The following is a 22,635-nucleotide window of genomic DNA, read 5'->3' on the forward strand; positions in this document are numbered from 1 at the left end:
GGCCCCCGCGGGTGTGCGGGGGCCCTTCGCGCGTGCTGCGGGTGCGTCCTACTGCATGAACTTCTTGAACTCGTCGGGGAGGTCGAAGTCCTTGCCGGGCTGGGCGCCGGGGAGGCCGAAGGCGCCGCCGGCGGGCAGCTCGGGGGTGGCCGGGCCCTGCTCGCGGCGGGCGGCGGCGGCGGCCTCGTCGGCCTTGCGCTTCATCGGGTTGCCGCTCTTGCGCTTGCCCTTGGCCTGCTTGACCTGCTTCTTCTGGCGGCCGGCGCCGCCACCCATGCCCGGCATCCCCGGCATGCCGGGCATCCCGCCGCCCTGGGCCATGCGGGACATCATCTTGCGGGCCTCGAAGAAGCGCTCGACCAGGTTCTTGACGGCGCTGACCTCGACGCCGGAGCCCTTGGCGATGCGGGCGCGACGGGAGCCGTTGATGATCGTCGGGTCCTGGCGCTCGGCCGGGGTCATCGACTTGATGATGGCGGCGGTCCGGTCCACGTCCCGCTCGTCGATGTTGTTGATCTGGTCCTTGATCTGCCCCATGCCGGGCAGCATGCCGAGCAGCTTGGAGATGGAGCCCATCTTGCGGACCTGCTCCATCTGGGCCAGGAAGTCGTCGAGCGTGAACTCCTTGGGGCCCTTGGCGAGCTTGGCCGCCATCTTCTCGGCCTCGGCCTGCGAGAAGGTCTTCTCGGCCTGCTCGATCAGGGTGAGCATGTCGCCCATGTCGAGGATCCGGCCCGCCATGCGGTCCGGGTGGAAGGCGTCGAACTCGTCGAGCTTCTCGCCGTTCGAGGCGAACATGATCTGCTTGCCGGTGACGTGCGCGATGGAGAGCGCGGCACCACCGCGGGCGTCGCCGTCGAGCTTGGAGAGGACCACGCCGTCGAAGCCGACGCCGTCCCGGAAGGCCTCGGCGGTGTTGACCGCGTCCTGACCGATCATGGCGTCGACGACGAAGAGGATCTCGTCGGGGCTGACGGCGTCGCGGATGTCGGCGGCCTGCTGCATCAGCTCGGCGTCGATGCCGAGGCGACCGGCGGTGTCGACCACGACCACGTCGTACTGCTTGGTGCGGGCGTACTCGATGGAGTCCTTGGCGACCTGGACCGGGTCACCGACGCCGTTGCCCGGCTGCGGGGCGTAGACGGCCACGCCGGCGCGCTCGGCGACCACGCTGAGCTGGTTGACGGCGTTGGGGCGCTGGAGGTCACAGGCCACCAGCAGCGGGCTGTGGCCCTGGCCCTTGAGCCAGAGGCCGAGCTTTCCGGCGAGGGTGGTCTTACCGGCACCCTGGAGGCCCGCGAGCATGATCACGGTGGGGGCGGTCTTGGCGAACCGCAGCCGGCGGGTCTCGCCGCCGAGGATCCCGACGAGCTCCTCGTTGACGATCTTGAGGACCTGCTGCGCCGGGTTGAGCGCCTTGGAGACCTCGGCCCCGCGGGCCCGCTCCTTGACGTTGGCGATGAAGGACCGGACGACGGGGAGCGCGACATCGGCTTCGAGCAGCGCGATACGGATTTCCCGGGCCGCCGCGTCGATGTCGGCCTCGCTCAGGCGGCCCTTGCCGCGAAGGCTCTTGAAAGTCGCGCTGAGGCGGTCGGAAAGCGTATCGAACACGGTGGTCGCGATTCCTCGGTTCGGGGACGGGTGGTCGCCCACCAGGGTATCCGGCCCCGGACGCGATCCGGCCTCGCCCACCGGATCCGATGGCGCGGGCTCGCCGACGGACCGCCCGGTCCGGGCCGGACGCGGCCGGGACCGGGGGTCCGGAGGGTCAGGACAGGGCCTCGCGGACGGTCTCGGCGAGGGCCGTCGCCTCGGCCGGTTCCAGGGGTTTCCCCTCGGGCGTGGTGACGTAGAGGGTGTCCACGGCGTTGGCGCCGAGGGTGGAGACGTGGGCGCTGCGGACCCGTACCCCACCGGTCTCCAGGGCCCGGCCGATCCGGTGGAGGAGACCCACGGCGTCGGGGGCGCGCACCTCCAGGACGGTGGCCAGGGCGGAGACCTCCGGGACCACCGCCACCCGGGGCGGCGGGGGCACGGTGCCGCGCCGCCGCGGATAGGCGGCCTCGCGGTCGGCGAGCCGGGCGGGCACGTCGAGGCTGCCGTCCAGGGCCCGGACCAGGTCGGCGCGGAGCCGGGCGGCCTGCGGCAGCGAGCCGTACTCGGCCGCGACCCGCCAGCGCATCACCAGCACCTCGCCGAGCCGGTCGGGAAGCTCCAGGGAGCGCAGGTCGGCGGCGCGGACGGTGAGCCGGTGCAGGGCGAGGACGCCGGCGGCGGCGGGCAGCACCCCGGGCTGGTCGGGCACCGCGAGGGTGAGCTCCACCCCCACGGTGTCGGTGCCCTCTCCCGAGACGGCCTCCCCGGCGTCGGCGGCCGCCGCGGCCCGCGGATCCGGCTCGGTGCGGGCGCGAAGGGCGAGCACGGGCTCGCCGGTGCGCAGCGCCTCCACGGCCAGCCGCTCCTGTTCGGCCGTGGGCGCGGCCCCGTGTCCGGCCGGGTCGGCGGGGGGTCGACCGCCGAGCACGGCCGCGGTGCGGCGGACCAGGTCGGCGACGAGCGAGCCCCGCCAGGCGCTCCAGGCGGCGGGGCCGGTGGCGAGGGCATCGGCCTCGGTGAGGGCGTGGAGGAGTTCAAGGGTGTCGGTGGAGCCGACCGCCTCGGCCACCGTGCCGACGGTGGCGGGGTCGTCGAGGTCGCGGCGGGTGGCGGTCTCGATGAGGAGGAGGTGGTGGCGGACCAGGGTGCCCAGGACGGCGGTGTCGGCGGGGCCGAACCCGACCCGGGCGGCCGCTTCGACGGCGAGGGGTTCCCCGGCCTCGGAGTGGTCCCCGGGCAGGCCCTTGCCGATGTCGTGGAGGAGGGCCGCCATGAGGAGGAGGTCGGGGCGGCCGACGCGGCGGGTGAGGGCGGAGGCCCGGACCGCGGTCTCGACGAGGTGGCGGTCCACGGTCCAGGTGTGGACGGGGTTGCGCTGCGGCCGGCAGCGGACCCGCTCCCAGACCGGCAGGATCCGGCTGATCAGACCTTCCGCCTCCAGCGCCTCCCAGACCGGTACGGCCGGTTCGCCGGCGCCCAGCAGCGTCAGGAGCTGTTCCCGAGCCTCGGCGGGCCAGGGCACGGGCAGCGGTGCGGCCTGTGCGGCGCGGCGGACGGCGTGCGGGGAGACGGGGAGTCCGGCCTGGGCCGCGGCGGCGGCGAGGCGGAGCGGGAGGACGGGGTCGCGTTCGGGGCGCGCGGCCAGGGCGAGGACGGCCTCCCCGTCCTGCTCGACGACGCCCTCGGCGAGCGGGGCGCGTTCCGGGGTGGCGGCGCGGTGGCCGAGGAGGCCGCGCAGGCGGGGGCGGGCGGAGCGGGCCCGGAGCACCCGGCCGACCTCGCGCCAGGTGGTGTCCCCGGCGTAGGAGACGACGCCCGCGGCCTCGTAGACGGAGCGGAGCAGGGTGTCGGCGTCGGGCAGGCCGAGTCCGGCGGCGACCTGGTCCTGGTCCTGGAGGGAGAGGCGGTCCACGGCGCGGCCGGTGGCGAGGTGGAGGGCGTCGCGGGTGTCGAGGAGGGTGCGGTGGGCGCGGGCCAGGCCCTCGCGGGGGGCGTCGGCGATCCAGGAGGCGGCGACGGCCCGCAGGGCGGTGATGTCGCGGAGGCCGCCGCGGGCCTCCTTGAGGTCGGGTTCGAGGAGGAAGCGGAGCTCTCCGGCGCGCTCGGCGCGTTCGCGGCCGAGGGCGAGCAGTTCGGGGAGGCGGCGGGGGGCCTGGTTGCGCCAGTCGGCGAGGACGGCGGTGCGCAGGGCCGCGACGAGGCCGAGGTCGCCGGCGAGGGCCCGGGCGTCGAGGAGGCCGAGGTGGGCCTTGAGGTCCTCGGCGGCGGTCCGGCGGGCCTGGGCGGGGGTGCGGACGGAGTGGTCGAGGGCGAGGCCGAGGTCCCAGACGGGGTACCAGAGGCGGTCGGCGAGGGCGGCGAGGGCGGCCGGGTCGGCCTTGCCGTCGTGGAGGAGGAGCAGGTCGAGATCGCTGCGGGGGGAGAGTTCGGCGCGGCCGTAGCCGCCGACGGCGACGAGGGCGGCGCCGCGGACGCCGGTCTCGGCGGTGGCGGTGCCGAAGAGGGCTGCCAGCCAGTCGTCGGTGAGGGCGGCCAGGCCGGAACGCCGGGCGGGCCCGAACTGCGGCTCCTGTCTGAGGAGCCGCAGCCGGGCCGCGGCGTAGCCGCTGGGTCCGGGGTCGTCATGTCCGGTCGTGGTCGGTTCGACGCTCGTCACCCAGTGCTCCCGTGGTGTGCGGTGGGGGTCGGTCCGGTGCCCTCGGGCCGTGCCGTTCGGCACGGCCCCGTTCCGTGTCAGAGGGCGTCGGCGCCGCGTTCTCCGGTGCGGACCCTGACGACGGAGTCGACGGGGAGGCTCCACACCTTGCCGTCGCCGATCTTTCCGGTGCGGGCGGCGCTGACCAGGACGTTCATGAGTTCCTCGGCGTCGGTGTCGTCGACGAGGACCTCGATGCGGATCTTGGGGACGAGGTCGACGGTGTACTCGGCGCCGCGGTAGACCTCGGTGTGCCCGCGCTGCCGGCCGTAGCCGCTGGCCTCGGTGACGGTGAGGCCCTGGACTCCGAAGGCGTGGAGGGCTTCCTTGATCTCGTCGAGCCGGTGTGGCTTGACGACGGCGGTGATGAGCTTCATGCGTCCACCTTCTTGGTCGGCGTGGCGGCGGGGGCGGGCAGGGTGGTCCCGCGGGGTGCGGCTCCGCCGCCCGCGCCGCTGAAGTCGTAGGCGGTCTCGGCGTGCTCGACCTGGTCGATGCCGGAGACCTCCTCGTCCTCGGTGACCCGCATGCCGATCGTCCGGTCCAGGAGGAAGGCGAGCACCGCGGACGCGACCAGAGAGTAGGCCAGGACGGCGAAGACGCCCACGGCCTGCTTGCCGAGCTGTTCCAGGCCGCCGCCGTAGAAGAGTCCGGCGGCCTCGGACTGGACGCCGCCGGTGGCGAAGAAGCCGACGAGGAGGGAGCCGGCGATGCCGCCGACGAGGTGGACGCCGACCACGTCGAGGGAGTCGTCGTAGCCGAACTTGTACTTGAGGCCGACCGCCATGGCGCAGAGCAGACCGGCGATCGCGCCGATGGCGATGGCGCCGAGCGGGGAGCAGGAGCCGCCGGAGGGGGTGATGGCGACGAGTCCGGCGACGGCGCCGGAGGCGGCGCCGAGGGTGGTGAAGGCGCCGTGGCGGATCTTCTCGTAGGCGAGCCAGGCCAGCATGGCGGCGGCGGTGGCGACCTGGGTGTTGAGGAACATGACGGCGCCGACGCCGTCGTCGTTGCCGAGCCAGGAGCCGGCGTTGAAGCCGAACCAGCCGAACCAGAGGAGGCCCGCGCCGAGCATGACCAGCGGGAGGCTGTGCGGGCGCATGGGGTCCTTCTTGAAGCCGACCCGCTTGCCGATGACGAGGATGACGCCGAGGGCGGCGGCGCCCGCGTTGATGTGGACGGCGGTGCCGCCCGCGAAGTCGATGACGCCCATCTCGAAGAGCCAGCCGCCGGCGCCCCAGACCCAGTGGGCCACGGGGAAGTAGACGACGGTGACCCAGAGGGCGGTGAAGAGGGCCCAGGCGCTGAACTTCACGCGGTCGGCGAGGGCGCCGCTGATGAGGGCGGGGGTGATGACGGCGAACATCAGCTGGAAGACGGCGAAGACGTACACCGGGATGGTGTAGCCGTCCCAGAGTTCGGTGAGGCCGATGCCGCTGAGCCCGACGTATTCGGAGGACCAGCCGATGAGGGAGGCCGAGTCGGTGCCGAAGGCCAGGCTGAACCCGTAGAGCACCCAGAGGACCGTGACGATCCCGAGGCTGATGAAGCTCATCATGAGCATGTTGAGGCTGCTCTTGACCCGGACCATGCCCCCGTAGAAGAAGGCGAGGCCCGGGGTCATCAGCATGACCAGGGCGGAGCAGATGAGCATGAACCCGGTGTTGGCGGCAGACAGCTCGGGGGCGTCTGCTGCCAGGGTCGTGATGGCTGGGGCCATCGGCGTCTCCTCGTCGTCGGTACGAGCGCTGTGCGGGCGATCGTGGGAAACCTGAGCGGCGCAAGGCTTCCGGCCTGGGTGGCCGGTTATGGGCCCTGAGATTCGCGTAGGCCGGTTTCCGGTGGTGCCGCACGGTGTTTCGCGGGGGTGACGAAGAGGTCCGACGTGTTACGCGCCCATGAACGGGTGCATGGGCGCGCGGGAGGGGCCGGGGCGGGGGCCGGGGGTGTCGGGGCGGTGCCCCGGGGCCCCCGGCGGGGGTCAGCCGGCCGCGGCCGATTCGGGGAGCTGGGAGACGATCTTGTCGGTGAGCCGGACGACCTCGGCCACGTCCCCGTACTCGCGGACGGCGGTGTCGACGGTCTTGCGGATCCGGGTGTTGACCCGTTCGGAGCGGATGCTCCTGGCCACGGTGATGGCCTGGTCGGCGAGGACGGCGGCCTGTTCCGGTTCGCGCTGGAGGAGGTGGACGGTGGCCAGGCCGATGAGGTTGAGGGCGTAGGAGCGCTGGTGCTCGGCGTCCTTCTCGAAGAGGGTGACGGCCCGGCGCATGACGGGTTCGGCGAGGGAGGCGTAGGTGGGGCTGCGGCCGGCCACGTAGGCGAGGTCCCGGAAGGAGTGGGAGTTCTCGCCGTTGAGCTCGGCCTCGGAGAAGAAGCGGATCCAGTCGGGCTCGGGCTCGGCGCCGAAGGCGAGGTCGGCGAAGGTGTCCTCGGCCATCCGGGCGGCGCGGCGGCAGCGGCTGGGCTGACCCATGTTGGCGTAGGCGCGGGCCTCCATCGCATACAGCATGGCCTGGGTCCGGGGCCCGGCGCAGTCCCGGCTGCCGTACTGGGCCAGGTGGATGAGCTCCAGGGCGTCGTCGGGCCGGCTCAGGTGGATCATCTGTCGGCTCATGCTGGAGAGGATGTACGAGCCCAGGGGCTTGTCCCCGGCCTCCTTGGCGGCGTGCAGGCCGAGCACGAAGTACTTCTGGGCGGTGGGGTGGAGGCCGATGTCGTAGCTCATCCAACCGGCCAGTTCGGCCAGTTCGGCGGCGACCTTGAAGAGGCGTTTCGAGGTGGCGGCCGGGTGCGGTTCCTGGAGGAGGTCGGTGACCTCGTGGAGCTGACCCACCACGGCCTTTCGGCGCAGCCCGCCGCCGCACTGGGCGTCCCACTGGCGGAACATGACCGTGGTGGCTTCGAGGAGGTCGAGTTCGGGGCCGGAGAGCTGCGAGCGGCGGCCGACGGGCCCGGTGGGCTCCGTGGCCGGGTCGGCGGGCGGGACGGGCGCGAGCCAGCGCTGCATGGGCTCGATGAGGGCGGGGCCGGCGGAGAGGGCGAGGGAGGTGCCGAGGAAGCCCCGGCGGGCCAGCATCAGGTCGCTGCGGGAGAACTCGCTGAGGAGGGCGACGGTCTGGGGGCCGGCCCAGGGCAGGTCCACCCCGGAGACGGACGGGGACTGGTGGGCGGTGCGCAGCCCGAGGTCCTCGACGGCGACGACGGCCCCGAAGCGTTCGGAGAAGAGCTCGGAGAGGATCCGCGGGATCGGTTCGCGGGGCTGTTCCCCGTCGAGCCAGCGCCGGACCCGTGAGGTGTCGGTGCTGATGTGGTGCGCGCCGAGCTGTCGGGCGCGGCGGTTGACCTGGCGGGCGAGCTCGCCCTTGGACCACCCGCTGCGGACGAACCACGAGGTCAGTTGCTCGTTGGGGCGCTTCTCGGCGACCGGACCGCCTGCGCCGCCTGCGCCGTTCCCGCTCACTGGAATGCCCCCATCCGCTCCGCCTCGGAACACCCGCCGCCACAGCGGGCACCGGCACGACACCTTGCCTCCGGCATACCCAAGGATGCGCCCTCCGCCGGGTCCCGTGCACCGAAAGTAATCCTACGATCACCCCTCCGGGGAGGTCGATTCCTGAATCGCCACCATTCGCCACCCCTTTGAATGAACTCGCCACCGGCCGCGTCCGATTCACTTGACACAGCACCACGAGCAATTGGCGGAGCGGAGTGCGCCGGGGCGCGCGCGGCGATGGAGTGCGCCGGGCGGAGCGGGTCCTGCCCGCGGCCCCGGAGGGCATCGGCTCGTAACCACCGGCGAGTTCGACCCGTTGGAGGGGGCATGGGCTTCACGATCGGCAGTAGCCGGGGGACCAAGGAGGTCCGGTCCGGCTCTCGGCGCCGCGGCCGGATGTCGGAGTGCACGGCGGTGGCGGAGTACACCGGACTGTGGGGCTGGGACGCCGTCCCGGGGGCGCGTGCCGCCGCCGGTACGCGCCGGTGCTCCTGCGGGGAGGCGCGGTGCCCGGCCCCCGGCTCCCATCCGCTGGAGTTCGCGGCGGTGGTGCCCGCCGGGGCCACGCTGGACGAGGTCACGGATGCCTGGGGCGAGTACCCGGGGGCCGCGGTGATGCTTCCGGCGGGACGTTCCTTCGACGTGATCGAGGTGGCCGCGGAGGTGGGCCGGCGGGCGCTGGTCCGGCTGGAGCGGATGGGACTGCCGCTGGGACCGGTGACCGTCACGCCGGACGGCCGGGCGCAGTTCTTCGTGGCCCCCGGGGCCGCAGCCGAGCTGCCGCAGCTGCTGTACCGGATGGGTTGGGACGACGCGGACCTGGACCTGCGGGCGCTGGGCGCCGGCTCGTTCGTGACGGCTCCGCCCTCCGACCGCGGGGGCCTGGGGCCGGTCCACTGGCTGCGTCCCCCGTCGCTGGACACGGCGGGCGCGCCCCCGCAGGCCCGGCTGCTGCTGGGCACGCTCGCGTACGTGTGCCATCGCTTCGGCCTCCAGGAGGCGTAGCGCGCCTGGTGCCGTGTCGGGGGCGGGAGCGGACGCGGGCGGGGCGAAGATACGACGGAGGGGCCGGACGACGTGGATCGTCCGGCCCCTCCCGTGTGGGTGCCGCGTACGGGACCGCCGTACGCGGGTGCGGGTGTCAGTCCCCGATCAGGGCGTCGACGAACGCCTCCGGCTCGAAGGGGGCGAGGTCGTCGGGGCCCTCGCCGAGGCCGACGAGCTTGACGGGGACGCCGAGCTCGCGCTGGACGGCGATGACGATGCCGCCCTTGGCGGTGCCGTCGAGCTTGGTCAGCACGATGCCGGTGATGTCCACGACCTCGGCGAAGACCCGGGCCTGGACGAGGCCGTTCTGACCCGTGGTGGCGTCGAGGACGAGGAGGACCTCGTCCAGCGGGCCGTGCTTCTCGACGACGCGCTTGACCTTGCCGAGCTCGTCCATGAGGCCGGTCTTGGTGTGGAGCCGGCCCGCGGTGTCGATGAGGACCACGTCGGCGCCCTCGGCGATGCCCTCCTTGACCGCGTCGAAGGCGATGGACGCCGGGTCCCCGCCCTCGGGACCGCGGACGGTGCGGGCACCGACCCGGTCGCCCCAGGTCTGGAGCTGGTCGGCGGCCGCGGCGCGGAAGGTGTCGGCGGCGCCGAGGACCACGCTGCGGCCGTCGGCGACGAGCACCCGGGCCAGCTTGCCGGTGGTGGTGGTCTTGCCGGTGCCGTTGACGCCGACGACCATGACCACGCCGGGGGTGTCGAGGCCGCTCTCGGTCTTCACGGCGCGGTCGACGTCGGGGCCGATGAGGGCGACGAGCTCCTCGCGCAGGAGGGTGCGCAGCTCGTCGGGGGTGCGGGTGCCGAGCACGCGGACCCGCTCGCGGAGGCGCTCGACGAGCTCCTGGGTGGGGACCACGCCGACGTCGGCGGTGAGGAGGGTCTCCTCGATCTCCTCCCAGGTGTCCTCGTCGAGGTGCTCGCGGGAGAGCAGCGTGAGCAGACCCTTGCCCAGGGAGTTCTGGGAGCGGGCGAGGCGGGCCCGGAGCCGGACCAGTCGGCCGGCGGTGGGCTCGGGGACCTCGATCTCGGGGGCGGCCGGGGCCTCGGGGGCGGCTTCGGGGGCCTCGGCCTCCGGTGCGGTGGTCCCGGCGCCGGGGAGCTCGACCTCTTCGATCGTGCGGCGCGGTTCCTCCGCCGTCGGTGCGGCGTCCTCCCCCACGCGGGGTTCGGCGGGCGGGGCGGTGATGGTCGGCGTGCTGGGCGGCGCCGTGGGCGGCAGCTGCTTCTTCTTGCGGCCGCTGATCACGAGCCCGCTGATCGCGCCGACCGCGACCAGGGCGATGACTACAGCAAGGATGAGGATGTCCATAACCCGACCAGTATCGGCCACGGTCGCGCGGGAGCCGGGAGGCTGGACCTTCCTCCAAGGCCGGAAGCCTCTGTTTGTTCTTTTCGTGCGAAATCTACGATGATGGGCGAATCCCCACACTCTCCCCTTTTACGGAGCATGCATGTCTGCCGAGCCTGCCGACGGCGCGATAGAGACCCGCGGGTTGGAGCCCGTCCCGGACGCCGAGCGCACCGGCCGGGTCCGCGAGCTGGTGCCGACCTGGGTGGCGGCGAACATCAGCGTGCTGCTGCTGACCATGGGCGCGGGCCTGGTGATCTCCAACGGGCTGAACATCTGGCAGGTCCTGGTGGTCGCCGTGACGGCGCCCGTGCTCAGCTACGGGATCGTCGGACTGATCTCCATCGCGGGCAAGCGCGGGGGCGCCCCGGGCATGGCCCTGTCACGGGCGGTCTTCGGGCAGCGCGGCAACCTCTTCCCCGGTGCCCTGATCTGGATCGCCCGCTGGGGCTGGGAGACCATCAACGCGGTGAGCGGGGCCTACGCCCTCCTCACGGTGCTGGACCTGCTGTTCGGCATCGAGAGCAGCACCCCGCTGATCGTGGTGACCCTGCTGCTCTTCGTGGGCTGCACCTTCCTGGTGTCGGGGCTGGGGATCAACGCCCTGCGGGTCTGCTCGAAGTGGTCCACGTACCTGTTCGGGGCGTTCAGCGTGCTCGTCCTGGGCTATCTGCTGGTCACCACCGAGTGGTCGGCGGTCTTCGACAAGCCCGCCGGTTCCACCGCGATGATGGTCGCGGGCATCGGCACGATCGCCGCGGGCGGCATCAGCTGGGTCCCCTCGGGCCCGGACTTCACCCGCTACCTGCCGCGCACCGCCTCCTCCAAGGGGATGGTCGGGGCGACGGTCGGCGGGGCCGGGGTGGTCGTGCTGCCGATGGTCCTGATGGGCGCCGTCATGGCGGTGGGGACCCCGGACCTGGCCACCGCCCAGGACCCGGTCTCCTTCATCGGCGAGCTGCTGCCGACCTGGATCGCGGTCCCGTACCTGCTGATCGCGCTGGTCGGGATGCTGCTGATCAACTCGATGTCCATGTACTCGGCCGGGTTCACCGCGCAGACGCTGGGCATCAAGGTGCCGCGGGCCTGGGCGGTCAGTGTGAACGCCGTGATCAGCCTCGTCTTCGGCTTCCTGCTGATGGTGGTGGCCACGAGCTTCTTCGGTTCCTTCATCTCCTTCCTCACCCTGCTGGCCGTGGCCTTCTCCGCGTGGATCGGCGTCTTCGGCGTGGACATGCTGCGCCGCCGCACCTACGACGCCGAGGCCCTGCTCGACACCACCCCCTCCAGCGCGTACTGGTACCGGGGCGGCTTCGCCTGGCAGGCGATGACCGCCTGGGCGGCGGCCCTGGTCGTGGGCCTGCTGTTCACGCGCGTGGACTGGTTCGGCGGCCCGCTGGCGGACACCTGGATCGGCCGGAACGGCCTGGGCTGGGCGACCGGCATCCTCACCTCCGCCCTGCTGTACGCCGTACTGCCGCGGACCGCGCCCGCCGAGCCCGCGGAGCCCACCGGGTCCGGCCGGCGGGAGCGGACGGTCGGAGCCCTGGCCGACTGACGCTCCGTCAGCTAGCCTCCCCCTTCGCCCGGCCCGCCCGGCCCGCCCGCCCAGCGAAGGGGGATTCCCCATGCCCATCACCGTGGCCCGGTTCAACCTCGTCGATCCGCACGGCACCCCCGAGACCCTGTCGGCCCGGTACCGGGCCGCCCTGGAGATGGCCCGGTACGCCGACGAGCACGGCATCGACACCGTGCAGACCGAGGAGCACCACGGCACGGACAACAACTGGCTGCCCTCCCCCTTCGCCTTCGCCGCGGCCGTCTTCGGGGCCACCCGGCGGATCGCGGTGACGGTCTCGGCGGTGATCGGCCCGCTGCACGATCCGCTGAAGGTGGCGGAGGACGTGGCGGTGCTGGACCTGCTGAGCGGGGGCCGCCTGGTCACCGTCGCGGGGATCGGCTACCGGCCCGAGGAGTACGAGCAGCACGGGGTGGAATGGGGGCGCCGCGGCAGACTGCAGGACGAGCTCCTGGAGACCCTGCTGAAGGCGTGGACCGGTGAGCCGTTCGAGTTCCGGGGACGCACGGTACGGGTCACCCCGACGCCCTTCACCCGACCGCACCCGCTGCTGCTCGTGGGCGGCAGCTCGAAGGCGGCGGCCCGCCGGGCGGCCCGGCTGGGGCTCCCCTTCTTCCCCAGTGCGCACCTGCCGGAGCTGGAGGCGTACTACCAGGAGCGGCTGGCCGAATACGGCACCGAGGGCTTCTGCATGATGCCCGCGGCCGAGACCCCGCTGCTGCACATCGCGGAGGACCCGGACCGGGCCTGGGCGCTGTACGGCGGGCACTTCCTGCACGAGGCGGCCACCTACGCCTCCTGGCAGTCGAAGGACATCACCTCGGCCGTGCGCTCGCGGGCCACGACGGTGGCGGAGCTGCGGGCCGAGGGGGTCTACCGGATCCTCACCCCGGAGGAGGCCGTGGACCACGCCCGTCGGGTGGGCGAGGCCGGGAACCTCGTGCTGCACCCGCTGTGCGGGGGCATGCCCCTGGAGGAGGGGCGGCGCAGCCTGGAGTTGCTGTGCGAACGCGTGCTGCCCCGGCTCGGGGCCCGGGAGGGCTGAGCCGGGGCGGCACGCGTACGAGGAGCGGGGCGCGGCGGGGGTGGTTACCCCATCTCCTCCAGCGCCTTGCCCTTGGTCTCCGGCACCCATTTGAGGATGAAGGGGATCGAGAGCACGGCGAAGACGGTGTAGATGACGTACGCCCCGGAGAGCGACCAGTCGGAGAGCGTGGGGAAGGTGACGGTGATGACCCAGTTCGCCACCCACTGGGCGGCGGCGGCCACGCCGAGGGCGGCGGCGCGGATCCGGTTGGGGAACATCTCGCCGAGCAGCACCCACACCACCACGCCCCAGGAGAGCGCGAAGAAGAGGACGAAGGCGTGCGCGGCGACCAGGGCGATGGTGCCCTGGAGTTCGGGCATCGAGATGTCCCCGCCCGTGTCCTTCTTGTAGGAGAAGGCCCAGGCGGCCAGGCCCAGGGAGACCGCCATGCCCGCGGAGCCGATGAGGGCGAGCGGCTTGCGGCCGATGCGGTCGACGAACACCATCGCGATCACGGTGCCGATGATGTTGATGATCGAGGTGGTGAAGGAGTAGAAGAACGAGCTGCTCGGGTCGATGCCGACCGACTGCCACAGCGAGGAGCTGTAGTAGAAGATCACGTTGATGCCGACGAGCTGCTGGAACACGGAGAGGCCGATGCCGATCCACACGATCGGCAGGAAGCCGAAGCGGCCGCCCAGGAGGTCGCGGAAGGACGGCTTGTGCTCCGAGCGCATGGCGGACTCGATCTGCGCGACGCGCGCGTCGAGGTCGGTGCCGGCGCCCTCGACCTCGGCGAGGACCTCCTTGGCCCGTGCGGTGCGTCCGACCGAGATGAGGAACCTCGGGGACTCGGGGATGACGAAGGAGAGCAGTCCGTAGAGGACGGCGGGGACCACCATCACGCCGAGCATCCACTGCCAGGCTTCCAGGCCGCCGATCTTGCCGCGCTGGTCGCCGTCGGCGAGGTTGAGGATGCCCCAGTTCACCAGCTGGGAGATGGCGATGCCGATGACGATGGCGGCCTGCTGGAAGGAGGCCAACCGGCCGCGGTAGGCGGGCGGGGAGACCTCCGCGATGTAGGCGGGGCCGATCACGGAGGCCATGCCGATGGCGAAGCCGCCGATGACCCGCCACATGGCCAGGTCCCACAGGGCGAACGGCAGGGCGGAACCGATCGCGCTGGCGGTGAAGAGGACCGACGCGATCTGCATGCAGCGGATCCGGCCGATCCGGTCCGCGATCCGGCCCGCCGTCGCCGCTCCGATGGCGCAGCCGATCAGGGCCGCCGCGATCACCTGGGCCAGGGCCTCGGAACCGATGTCGAAGCGGCTCCGGATGGCCTCGACCGCGCCGTTGATGACGGAACTGTCGTAGCCGAAGAGGAAGCCGCCCATGGCGGCGGCCGCGGTGATGAAGATGACGTGGCCGAGGTGGTCCGGCTGCGAAGAGGACCCGGATCCCGGGGCCGGTGCCTGCGCTGCACTGGTCAAGGTGTGCTCCGTGGGGTTCGTCCGTCCTCCCAGTGGCGCACAGGTCAAGATCGGGCACCACCGGAGGCGGGAGACAGCGGAGCGAGCCTATGTGTTCAATTCATAAAGTCAAGACCCTGGGGTGAGGGAGGTTCATTCCACCATTCAGCCGCTTCTACCCCCACTCCTCCGATCCATTCGTTCAAGTCTTGAACAGAAGGATCGAAGAGGGCGCCGCACCACCCGCGCTCAGCGCAGCCGCTGGCTGATCACCTTGGAGACCCCGTCGCCCTGCATGGAGACGCCGTACAGGGCGTCCGCCACCTCCATGGTCCGCTTCTGATGGGTGATCACGATCAGCTGCGAGCTCTCCTGGAGCTCCCGCATGATCCCGATCAGCCGCTGGAGGTTGGTGTCGTCCAGCGCGGCCTCCACCTCGTCCATCACGTAGAAGGGGCTGGGGCGCGCCTTGAAGATGGAGACCAGCAGGGCCACGGCCGTCAGCGAGCGCTCGCCGCCGGAGAGCAGCGACAACCGCTTGACCTTCTTGCCCGGCGGGCGGGCCTCCACGTCCACCCCGGTGGTCAGCATGTTGTCGGGATCGGTCAGCACCAGCCGACCCTCACCACCGGGGAAGAGCCGGGAGAACACCCCCTCGAACTCGCGGGCGGTGTCCCGGTACGCCTCGGTGAAGACCTGCTCCACGCGCTGGTCCACCTCCTTCACGACCTGAAGCAGGTCGGCGCGGGTCCGCCGGAGGTCCTCCAGCTGCTCGCTCAGGAAGCGGTGGCGCTCCTCCAGGGCCGCGAACTCCTCCAGGGCCAGCGGATTCACCTTTCCGAGCTGCTGGTACGCCCGTTCGGCGGCCTTCAGCCGCTTCTCCTGCTGCGCGCGCACGAAGGGGCCCGGCCGGTTCCGCGGGTGCTCCGGATCCTCCGGCAGCTCCTCGCCCTCGGCCGCCGGCGAGGGCGGCACCGGCTGCTCGGGCCCGTACTCGGCGACCAGCGCGGCGGGTTCCACGCCCAGCTCCTCCAGGGACCGGCTCTCCAGCTGCTCGATCCGCAGCCGCTTCTCCGCCCCCAGCACCTCGCCCCGGTGCACCGAGTCGGTCAGCTTGTCCAGTTCGGCCGTGAGGTCGCGGCCCCGGGACCGCTCCTCCCCCAGAGCCAGCTCCCGGGTGCCCCGGGCGGCCTCCGCGGCGGACCGTTCCGCCTCCGCCCGCCCCACGGAGACCGTCAGGTGCGCCAGCAGCTGCCGGGCCCCGTCCGCCACCGCCCCGGCCACCTCGACCTCGTGCGCCCGGCGGGCCCGACGGCGCTCCGCGCGGGTCCGGGCCTCGCGCTCGGCCCGGGCCGCCCGGTCCAGGGAATCGGCCCGTCCCGCCAGCCCCTTGACCCGCTCCTCGTGGGTGCGCATCTGGAGGCGGGCCTCCATCTCGGTCTGCCGGGCCCGGGCCCCGTCCAGGGCGAGCCGGTCCCGCTCCGCGGGATCGGGCTCCTCGTCGTGCGGCAGCTCCTCGGCGCTGAGCAGCCGTTCGGCCAGCTCCTCCGCCTCGGCGAGGGCGTTCTCCAGCTGCTCCTCGGCCCGGCTCACCGCCGCCGCGGTGCGCTCGGCCTCCCCGGCCGCCCCGCGGGCCTGGCCCGCCAACCGTCCGAGCTGCTGAGCCACCCCGGAGCGGGCCTGCTCCGCAGCCCGGCGCCGCTCGCCCAGCTCCTCCACCAGGCGGGCCGCCCCGGCCCGTCGGTCCGCCGCCTCCTCCTGGGCCGCGGCCAGTTCCGCGCAGCGGCCGGCCAGCCGGTCGAGCTCCGCCCCGGCCTCGTCCACCGCGGCCTGGACCTCCAGCAGGCTGGGGGCGCCGGCGGCGCCGCCCTGCGCGAAGTGCGCGCCCAGCAGGTCCCCGTCGGCGGTCACGGCCACGGCGCCGGGCCGCTCCCGCAGCAGGTCCCGCGCGGCGTCGAGGTCGGCGACCACCCAGTGGTCCTTCAACACCTCGGCGAGCGCGTCGGTCAGTCCGTCCTCGGACCGGACCAGGCCGGCCACGGGCAGGGGGGCGCCCCGCTCCGGCCCGGCGGCCGCGGCCTGTCCGGGGACGGTCGGCCGGGCCCCGGCCCCCATCGGCTCCGCACCGGGCCGGCCGGATCCGCCGGGGGCGGTCACGGCGGCCGGAGCGGCGGGCCGGGCCTCGGGCAGGGCCGCGGTCACCCGCTCCCCGCCCGGACCGGCCGGCGACACGGCGGTGCCGGTGGAGGCGACGGCGCGGACCTCGGCGGGGGCGACGGCGGCGGTGAGGAAGGCGGCGCGGCCGCCGTCGGTGGCGCGCAGATGACGGATCGCGGCGACGGCGTCCTCCGGAGAGGCCACCGCCAGGGCGTCGGCGGCGGCGCCGAGAGCGGCGGCCACGGCCACCTCGTGGCCGGGGGTGACCCGGAGCCGTTCCGCGGCGGGACCGAGCAGGCCGGTCAGCCGGTCGCGGGCGGCCAACAGCGCGCCGGTGCCGTCCTTGCGGCGCAGACCGAGGGACAGGGCCTCGCGGCGGGCCGCGACGGCGGCGCGGGACCGGTCGGCGGCCGTGGCCTCCTCGCGGGCCGAGGCCAGTGCGGTCTCGGCGGCGGCGAGCGCGGCGCGGGCCCCGTCGAGTTCCCCGCCGAGGTCGCCGCCCTCCGCGTCGAGTCCGGCCACCTCGGCGGCCAGGTCCTCGTACTCCTCCTGGGCGGCGGCGGCGCGTTCGGCCGCCGCGTCGCGGGCCTGGGCGAGCCGGCCGATCTCGGCCTCCGCGGCGGCGGCCCGGGAGCGGGCGGCGGCGGCCTGACCGGAGAGCCGGGCCAGTCCCTCGCGACGGTCGGAGAGGGCGCGGGCCAGGTCGCGCAGGCGCCGTTCCTCGGTCGCGAGGGCGTCCTCCAGTCCGGAGCGCTCGGCGACCGCGGCGGACAGGGCCTCCTCGGCGGCCTCCAGGGCGGCGGCCAGTTCGGCCTCCTGTTCCCGGATCCGGCCGGCCTCCCGTTCCAGGTCCTCGGGCTCGCGGCCGCGGCGCTCCTCCTCCGCGGGGGCACCGGCGCTGCGGACCCGGGCCTCGGCCAGGGAGACGGTGCCGCGGACGCGTTCGCCCAGCTGGGAGAGTTCGTGCCAGGTCTGCTGGGCGCGCCGGAGCCGCGGGGCCAGCTCGCGGACGGCCGTCTCCAGCTCCGCCTCCCGGGCCTGGGCCTCGCGCAGGCGCGCCTCGGTGGCCTCCTTGCGTTCCTTCAGCGCGGCCTCGTCGGCGAGTTCGGTGTGCAGGGCCGCGCGCAGGGCCACCAGGTCGTCGGCGAGCAGCCGGAGCCGGGCGTCGCGCAGGTCGGCCTGGATCACGGCGGCCCGACGGGCCACCGCGGCCTGCCGGCCGAGGGGCTTGAGTTGGCGGCGCAGTTCCTCGGTGAGGTCCTGGACGCGGGCGAGGTTGGCCTGCATCGAGTCCAGCTTGCGCAGGGCCTTCTCCTTGCGCCTGCGGTGCTTGAGGACGCCGGCCGCCTCCTCGATGAAGGCACGACGGCCCATCGGATCGGCGTGCAGGACGGAGTCCAGTTGGCCCTGACCGACGATCACGTGCATCTCGCGACCGATGCCGGAGTCGGAGAGGAGCTCCTGGATGTCCAGCAACCGGCACGTGTCGCCGTTGATCTGGTACTCGCTGCTGCCCCCGCGGAACATGATCCGCGTGATGGTGACCTCGGCGTACTCGATGGGCAGCGCGCCGTCCGAGTTGTCGATGGTGAGCGAGACCTCCGCGCGGCCCAGCGGGGGCCGCCCGGTGGTCCCGGCGAAGATGACGTCCTCCATCTTCCCGCCCCGCAGCGACTTGGCCCCCTGCTCCCCCATCACCCAGGACAGCGCGTCCACCACGTTGGACTTCCCCGAACCGTTCGGGCCCACGACACAGGTGATGCCGGGTTCGAAGCGGAGGGTGGTGGCGGAGGCGAAGGATTTGAATCCGCGGAGCGTGAGGGCCTTGAGGTGCACGCAGCCGGACTCTACCTCTCCGGTCCGGTTTCACCCGTGAAGGTGCAGGGCAGATCAAGGATCAACGGGTCACGGGGACCCGTCCGGGCGAAAGCCGGCCGTGCGCGGTGGGCATGAAGGGCCGGGAGCAGGGGAGAAGCAGGGGGCGGGCAGAAAGAGGAAAGAGAGAAGGGACGCCGGAGCGTCCCTTGCAGGTCCTGCTGAAGTGGTGTCGAGTTTCGAGCGCCGATCAGGTGAGCGCGGGCTCCGCCTGGGGTACGTCGATGTCGATGCTGTCCAGCAGCGATTCTCCGTGCTGAGCGGCGGCGGTCAACGCGTCGTTCTCGGACTGGATCCGTCCGAGCTCGGACTCGAGGTCCTGGACGCGCTGCTGAAGCCGTCGCATCTCGGCGAGGAGTCGCGGGTCGGAACCGCCGACGTAACCGAGAAGCGCCTTTGCCATGATGGATGGTCCTCCACACTGAGTGACCGACCGAAGCGGTGTGGGTCGTGAGGGATTCGCACCCGCGGTGTCCGACAGTGTCCGTGTGTGGCTGCGGTTCTTTTGCCGACACTGCCAAACAGCCAGGATGCGCGGGGCTTCCAGCGTCTCACCAAAAAGTTTGACGGTCAACACGATCACGCCCCGTATCGCCGGATTTCCGGGGCCTCCCCGGTCCATGGGCTGATCGTTTCCCCCTCCAGGCTTCCACCGCGCGTAGCCCCCGGCAACATCACGTGTGGCCGCGGTGAACGGTGTGGTCCGGGCGTCGTCCGGCCCCTGTCGGGGCCGGACGGGTGTCGTCACCGGTCACGCCTGGTCAGCGGATGGCGAAGCCCTCGTAGCCGCCGCGCGGCTCGCCCCATATCTCCGTGACCCCGTCCACGCGCCCGGGCGTGCCGTCGGAGCGGAGCCAGTCCAGCAGCCGGTGGCAATTCTCACGTTGACCCTCGGCCACCACCTGTACCCGGCCGTCGTCGAGGTTGAGGGCGAATCCGGCGAGGCCCCCGATGGTCATGGCGTTCTCCCTGGTGAACCAGCGGAAGCCCACTCCTTGCACACGACCGCGCACCCAGGCGGTCATGCGTACGTCTTCACTCATGCATGAACGCTAACGGGACGGTTCCCGGGGACCCGCCCCGCCCCCCTTGCCACATGGCGTACAGTCGCGCCTCAATGAGCTCATCCGTTTGGGTGAGTAAACGTTGATCTTGCAACAGTCCGCACCGCCAGGAGGGCACCGCCCATGGGTCGCCACCGAAGCACCGCGCCGCGCCGCGGCAAGGGCAAGCGCCCCGCGCCCGTCCGCACCGGCCTCCTCGGCGTGACCGCCGCGGCGGCCCTGGGCGTGGTGGCCGTGGCCTCCGGGCTGGTGCCGGTCGGGGGGAACTTCGCCCTCGGCGGGAGCAGCGCCGAGCCGAAGGCGCGGAGCGCCGTCGGGGCGAAGGCCGATCCACAGGGGCGGACGGAGGCCCAGGGCGGCACCGGGGGCCTGAAGAGCCTGACCGACAGCGCGGCCTCCACCGCCCCTTCGGGCGCCGAGCGCCGGAGCGGGGGCGCGCCGTCGAAGAGCCCGTCCGCGAAGCCGAAGCCCACGGCCGGCGCCTCGAAGACCCCCGCGCCCACCCCCTCGAAGGCCGCGCCCACCAAGGCGGCGCCCGCCCCGGCGCCGAGCACCCGGGCCCCCGAGCCGGTGCGGACCACGGCCCGACCGACCGCCGAGCCGGAGCCCCCGCGGGCCCCGTCCGGCGACAGCGCGGAGGCGGCGGTCCTCGCCCTGGTGAACCAGGAGCGGGCCGCGGCCGGCTGCCGCCCGGTCCGGCAGAACCCGCCGCTGGCGGCGCTCGCCGGGGCCTTCAGCAAGGACATGGCCGAGCGGGGCTTCTTCGACCACACCGACCCGGACGGCGCGAACCCCTGGGACCGCGCCTCGAAGGCCGGGATATCCGGCCTGGGCGGCGAGAACATCGCCCGCGGACAGGCCGACGCGGAGGCCGTGATGGCCTCCTGGATGGACAGCCCCGGGCACCGCGCAAACATTCTCAACTGCGATTTCCGCACCCTCGGCGTGGGCGTCCACTTCGCCTCCGGGGGCCCCTGGTGGACCCAGGACTTCGGCTTCTAGTCCGCCCCGACGCGGACCGCGGGACGGTAAGCGGAAGGCCCCGCCGGGCAGTGCCCGGCGGGGCCTTCGCGCGTCTCCCGCCCGGGGGCGGAGTACGGGACGGACTCAGGCGGCCAGCGCCGCACGGCCGGCCGCGAAGACGCGGGCGGTCTCTGCGACGCGGCGGCCCAGGTGCTCGGCGGTGGCGACGTCCGCCTTGTGCACGCCCTCGGGACCCTCGTCGGAGTTGCTCTGCGCGGCCGCGCCGGAGAAGAAGCCGAGGCGGTTGAGGTCGTTCTCGGAGCCGGTGGTGGAGTTCCACCCGGGCTTGAGGCCCAGGTTCACCCAGCTCATGCCGTGCTGCGCGGCGAGGGTCTGGAAGTACTGGAGGGTGTGGAGCTTGTCCCCGCTCTTGGAGCCCGAGTTCGAGAACCCGGCGGCCAGCTTGTCCTGCCAGGCGTCGGCGAACCAGCGCTTGGAGGTGGCCTCGGCGAAGACGTGGAAGGCGCCGGAGGCGGTGCCCATGTAGGTGGGCGAGCCGAAGACGATGGCGTCAGAGGCGTCGAGGAGCGCCCACTGGGCCTCGTCGATCTCGTCGACCTTGATCAGGTGGACGGTCGCGCCCGCGTCCAGGGCGCCGTCGCGGACGGCTTCGGCGATGACGGCGGTGTGCCCGTAGCCGGAGTGGTAAGCGATCGAGACGACGGGGGCGTGGGGGTTGCTCATGGTGGTTCTCTCCTCGGGAACGCTCGGGCCGCCCGTCGGCAGGGGCCGTCGAGCACTCCCAGAAGGAAAGCACTAACTTTTGGATAGCGCAAACTTTTGGTGAGCGCTTACTGGAACATCTGCGCGGGAGTATCCTCGGGAACATGGACGGCTCCCCCCACACCGACGACCTGGCGTTCGACGTCTTCGCGCGGACCTGTCCCTCCCGGGAGACCCTGGGGCACGTGACCGGCCGCTGGGGCACGCTCACCCTGACCGCGCTCCACGAGGGCGCCTGCCGGTTCAACGAACTGCGCCGCCGCGTGGACGGGGTCAGCGAGAAGATGCTCTCCCAGACGCTGCACGCCCTGGAACGGGACGGACTGGTGCACCGCGAGGCCCAGCCCGTGAACCCGCCACGGGTCGACTACGAACTGACCGCGCTCGGCCACGGGGTCGCCGAGCGGCTGCTCTCGCTGATCCACTCCCTGGAGGCGGCCATGCCCGAGGTGATGGCGGCCCGCGAGCAGTACGACGCCGCCCGCCCCTCCCCCGTCACCACGGACTGACCAGCGCCGATACCCGGCGGACCCGTTCGACGGACCCGCCCCCGGCGGACCGTCAGGCGCGGGGCGCGCGCTGGCAGAGCGGGCAGAAGTAGCTGGACCGGTTCATCCACGGACGGCGACGGATCGGCGTGCCGCAGCGGCGGCAGGGCTCGTCCTCCCGGCCGTAGGCGTCGAGCGAACGGTCGAAGTAGCCCGACTCCCCGTTCACGTTGACGTAGAGGCTGTCGAAGCTGGTGCCGCCGACGGAGAGCGCGGCCTCCATCACTTCGCGCACGTGCCCCAGCAGCTCGGCGCTCCGGGCCCGCGCCAGGCCGGCGGTGGGCCGCTCGTAGTGCAGCCGGGACCGCCACAGCGCCTCGTCGGCGTAGATGTTGCCGACCCCACTGATCAGGGACTGGTCCAGCAGGGCCCGCTTGACGGTGCTCCGCTTGGCGCGCAGCGCCCGGTGGTAGGACTCCTCGTCGAAGAGCGGGTCCAGGGGGTCCCGGGCGATGTGGGCGATCACGTCGGGAAGCCCGTCCGCGCTGCCCTCGACGGTGTCGTGGAGGGACAGCCCGCCGAAGGTCCGCTGGTCCACGAAGCGCAGCTCGGTGCCCGCCTCGTCGGCGAAGCGGACCCGGATCCGCAGGTGCTTCTCGTCGGCGGCGCCCTCCGGCTGCACCAGCAGCTGGCCGCTCATCCCGAGGTGCCCGAGCACCGACTGGCCGCGGCCCTCCAGGGGCAGCCAGAGGTACTTGCCGCGCCGCATCGGAGCGGCGATCACCGCTCCGGTCAGCCGGGCGGCGAAATCCGCCCCGCCCGCGGGGTGCCGGCGTACGGCCCGGGGGTGCAGGACCTCCACGGCGGCCACGGTGCGGCCCGCGACCCAGCGCTCCAGCCCGCGGCGTACGACCTCGACCTCGGGCAGCTCGGGCACGGTGGCGTCTCCTTCGGCGGTACGGGGATGCGGGGCCGCGGGTCGGCCCGGGGCCACCCTAACGGGCCCCCGGAAACGGAAAGGACGCCGCCCCGCACC

General features: G+C 73.2%; 17 protein-coding genes. 5 read left to right on the forward strand and 12 right to left on the reverse strand.

Annotation, left to right across the window (positions count from 1 at the left end; all coding sequences use genetic code 11):
- Positions 1 to 48 precede the first annotated feature (48 nt).
- From ffh to nsdA, 5 genes are all read right to left on the reverse strand, one after another.
- On the reverse strand, positions 49 to 1,614 hold the full coding sequence (ffh, locus tag ABTZ17_RS28285; protein ID WP_352198577.1) for a signal recognition particle protein: 1,566 nt from the start codon (positions 1,612 to 1,614) through the stop codon (positions 49 to 51).
- A 157-nt stretch (positions 1,615 to 1,771) separates the two neighbouring features.
- Positions 1,772 to 4,255 (reverse strand): [protein-PII] uridylyltransferase, encoded by a 2,484-nt coding sequence (locus ABTZ17_RS28290; protein ID WP_352198578.1) that lies wholly within the window; start codon positions 4,253 to 4,255, stop codon positions 1,772 to 1,774.
- A 77-nt stretch (positions 4,256 to 4,332) separates the two neighbouring features.
- Entirely contained in the window at positions 4,333 to 4,671 is a 339-nt protein-coding gene (locus ABTZ17_RS28295) for a P-II family nitrogen regulator (protein ID WP_352198579.1), read from the reverse strand.
- Positions 4,668 to 6,014 (reverse strand): ammonium transporter, encoded by a 1,347-nt coding sequence (locus ABTZ17_RS28300; RefSeq protein ID WP_352198580.1) that lies wholly within the window; start codon positions 6,012 to 6,014, stop codon positions 4,668 to 4,670. Before ABTZ17_RS28300 ends, ABTZ17_RS28295 begins: the two co-directional genes overlap by 4 nt.
- Positions 6,015 to 6,275: 261 nt before the next feature.
- Positions 6,276 to 7,757, reverse strand: coding sequence for a transcriptional repressor NsdA (nsdA, locus tag ABTZ17_RS28305; protein ID WP_352198581.1), 1,482 nt, complete (start codon positions 7,755 to 7,757; stop codon positions 6,276 to 6,278).
- Positions 7,758 to 8,117: 360 nt separating this feature from the next.
- Between nsdA and ABTZ17_RS28310 the strand changes: the two genes are divergently transcribed.
- Complete coding sequence (locus tag ABTZ17_RS28310) at positions 8,118 to 8,795, forward strand: bifunctional DNA primase/polymerase (RefSeq protein ID WP_352198582.1); 678 nt, start codon at positions 8,118 to 8,120, stop codon at positions 8,793 to 8,795.
- Positions 8,796 to 8,931: 136 nt separating this feature from the next.
- Here ABTZ17_RS28310 and ftsY read toward each other — a convergent pair whose 3' ends face one another.
- A complete protein-coding gene (ftsY, locus tag ABTZ17_RS28315) occupies positions 8,932 to 10,152 on the reverse strand; it encodes a signal recognition particle-docking protein FtsY (RefSeq protein WP_352198583.1) in 1,221 nt (406 codons plus the stop codon).
- Positions 10,153 to 10,294: 142 nt separating this feature from the next.
- On the opposite strand from ftsY, the gene ABTZ17_RS28320 reads away from it, so the two are divergent.
- Both ABTZ17_RS28320 and ABTZ17_RS28325 read left to right on the forward strand, forming a co-directional pair.
- Positions 10,295 to 11,749, forward strand: a complete 1,455-nt coding sequence (locus tag ABTZ17_RS28320; protein ID WP_352198584.1) for a cytosine permease — start codon at positions 10,295 to 10,297, stop codon at positions 11,747 to 11,749.
- 70 nt (positions 11,750 to 11,819) lie between these two features.
- The gene (locus ABTZ17_RS28325) at positions 11,820 to 12,815 is read left to right on the forward strand and encodes an LLM class flavin-dependent oxidoreductase (protein ID WP_352198585.1); all 996 of its coding nucleotides are present in this window, start codon (positions 11,820 to 11,822) and stop codon (positions 12,813 to 12,815) included.
- A gap of 44 nt (positions 12,816 to 12,859) precedes the next feature.
- Here the strand turns inward: ABTZ17_RS28325 and ABTZ17_RS28330 are convergent, their stop codons facing one another.
- The 4 genes from ABTZ17_RS28330 to ABTZ17_RS28345 all read right to left on the reverse strand — a co-directional run bounded on the left by ABTZ17_RS28330 (position 12,860) and on the right by ABTZ17_RS28345 (position 19,344).
- Entirely contained in the window at positions 12,860 to 14,290 is a 1,431-nt protein-coding gene (locus tag ABTZ17_RS28330; RefSeq protein ID WP_352198586.1) for a sugar porter family MFS transporter, read from the reverse strand.
- A gap of 228 nt (positions 14,291 to 14,518) precedes the next feature.
- Positions 14,519 to 18,262 carry an AAA family ATPase gene (locus tag ABTZ17_RS28335; protein WP_352198587.1) on the reverse strand — a complete coding sequence of 1,248 codons (3,744 nt, stop codon included), beginning with the start codon at positions 18,260 to 18,262 and terminating at the stop codon, positions 14,519 to 14,521.
- A gap of 229 nt (positions 18,263 to 18,491) precedes the next feature.
- The gene (locus ABTZ17_RS28340) at positions 18,492 to 18,704 is read right to left on the reverse strand and encodes a hypothetical protein (protein ID WP_352198588.1); all 213 of its coding nucleotides are present in this window, start codon (positions 18,702 to 18,704) and stop codon (positions 18,492 to 18,494) included.
- Between the two features lie 358 nt (positions 18,705 to 19,062).
- Positions 19,063 to 19,344: an acylphosphatase gene (locus tag ABTZ17_RS28345; RefSeq protein ID WP_352198589.1), complete on the reverse strand. Its 282-nt coding sequence runs from the start codon at positions 19,342 to 19,344 to the stop codon at positions 19,063 to 19,065.
- Between the two features lie 144 nt (positions 19,345 to 19,488).
- Between ABTZ17_RS28345 and ABTZ17_RS28350 the strand changes: the two genes are divergently transcribed.
- On the forward strand, positions 19,489 to 20,367 hold the full coding sequence (locus tag ABTZ17_RS28350) for a CAP domain-containing protein (protein WP_352198590.1): 879 nt from the start codon (positions 19,489 to 19,491) through the stop codon (positions 20,365 to 20,367).
- Between the two features lie 105 nt (positions 20,368 to 20,472).
- On the opposite strand, the gene ABTZ17_RS28355 is transcribed toward ABTZ17_RS28350, so the two are convergent.
- A complete protein-coding gene (locus ABTZ17_RS28355) occupies positions 20,473 to 21,072 on the reverse strand; it encodes a flavodoxin family protein (protein ID WP_352198591.1) in 600 nt (199 codons plus the stop codon).
- A gap of 143 nt (positions 21,073 to 21,215) precedes the next feature.
- On the opposite strand from ABTZ17_RS28355, the gene ABTZ17_RS28360 reads away from it, so the two are divergent.
- Positions 21,216 to 21,620 carry a winged helix-turn-helix transcriptional regulator gene (locus ABTZ17_RS28360; protein ID WP_352198592.1) on the forward strand — a complete coding sequence of 135 codons (405 nt, stop codon included), beginning with the start codon at positions 21,216 to 21,218 and terminating at the stop codon, positions 21,618 to 21,620.
- 52 nt (positions 21,621 to 21,672) lie between these two features.
- On the opposite strand, the gene mutM is transcribed toward ABTZ17_RS28360, so the two are convergent.
- Entirely contained in the window at positions 21,673 to 22,536 is an 864-nt protein-coding gene (mutM, locus tag ABTZ17_RS28365) for a bifunctional DNA-formamidopyrimidine glycosylase/DNA-(apurinic or apyrimidinic site) lyase (protein WP_352198593.1), read from the reverse strand.
- Positions 22,537 to 22,635: the final 99 nt, after the last annotated feature.

Source organism: Streptomyces sp. NPDC097619, from assembly GCF_040302735.1.
GTDB lineage: Bacteria > Actinomycetota > Actinomycetes > Streptomycetales > Streptomycetaceae > Streptomyces.

Excerpts from the sequence above, each read along its gene's own strand:
- ABTZ17_RS28295 (WP_352198579.1), bottom strand. The coding sequence starts at position 4,671 with ATGAAGCTCATCACCGCCGTCGTCAAGCCACACCGGCTCGACGAGATC.
- ABTZ17_RS28300 (WP_352198580.1), bottom strand. The coding sequence starts at position 6,014 with ATGGCCCCAGCCATCACGACCCTGGCAGCAGACGCCCCCGAGCTGTCT.
- ABTZ17_RS28310 (WP_352198582.1), top strand. The coding sequence starts at position 8,118 with ATGGGCTTCACGATCGGCAGTAGCCGGGGGACCAAGGAGGTCCGGTCC.
- ftsY (WP_352198583.1), bottom strand. The coding sequence starts at position 10,152 with ATGGACATCCTCATCCTTGCTGTAGTCATCGCCCTGGTCGCGGTCGGC.
- ABTZ17_RS28320 (WP_352198584.1), top strand. The coding sequence starts at position 10,295 with ATGTCTGCCGAGCCTGCCGACGGCGCGATAGAGACCCGCGGGTTGGAG.
- ABTZ17_RS28325 (WP_352198585.1), top strand. The coding sequence starts at position 11,820 with ATGCCCATCACCGTGGCCCGGTTCAACCTCGTCGATCCGCACGGCACC.
- ABTZ17_RS28340 (WP_352198588.1), bottom strand. The coding sequence starts at position 18,704 with ATGGCAAAGGCGCTTCTCGGTTACGTCGGCGGTTCCGACCCGCGACTC.
- ABTZ17_RS28345 (WP_352198589.1), bottom strand. The coding sequence starts at position 19,344 with ATGAGTGAAGACGTACGCATGACCGCCTGGGTGCGCGGTCGTGTGCAA.
- ABTZ17_RS28350 (WP_352198590.1), top strand. The coding sequence starts at position 19,489 with ATGGGTCGCCACCGAAGCACCGCGCCGCGCCGCGGCAAGGGCAAGCGC.
- ABTZ17_RS28355 (WP_352198591.1), bottom strand. The coding sequence starts at position 21,072 with ATGAGCAACCCCCACGCCCCCGTCGTCTCGATCGCTTACCACTCCGGC.
- ABTZ17_RS28360 (WP_352198592.1), top strand. The coding sequence starts at position 21,216 with ATGGACGGCTCCCCCCACACCGACGACCTGGCGTTCGACGTCTTCGCG.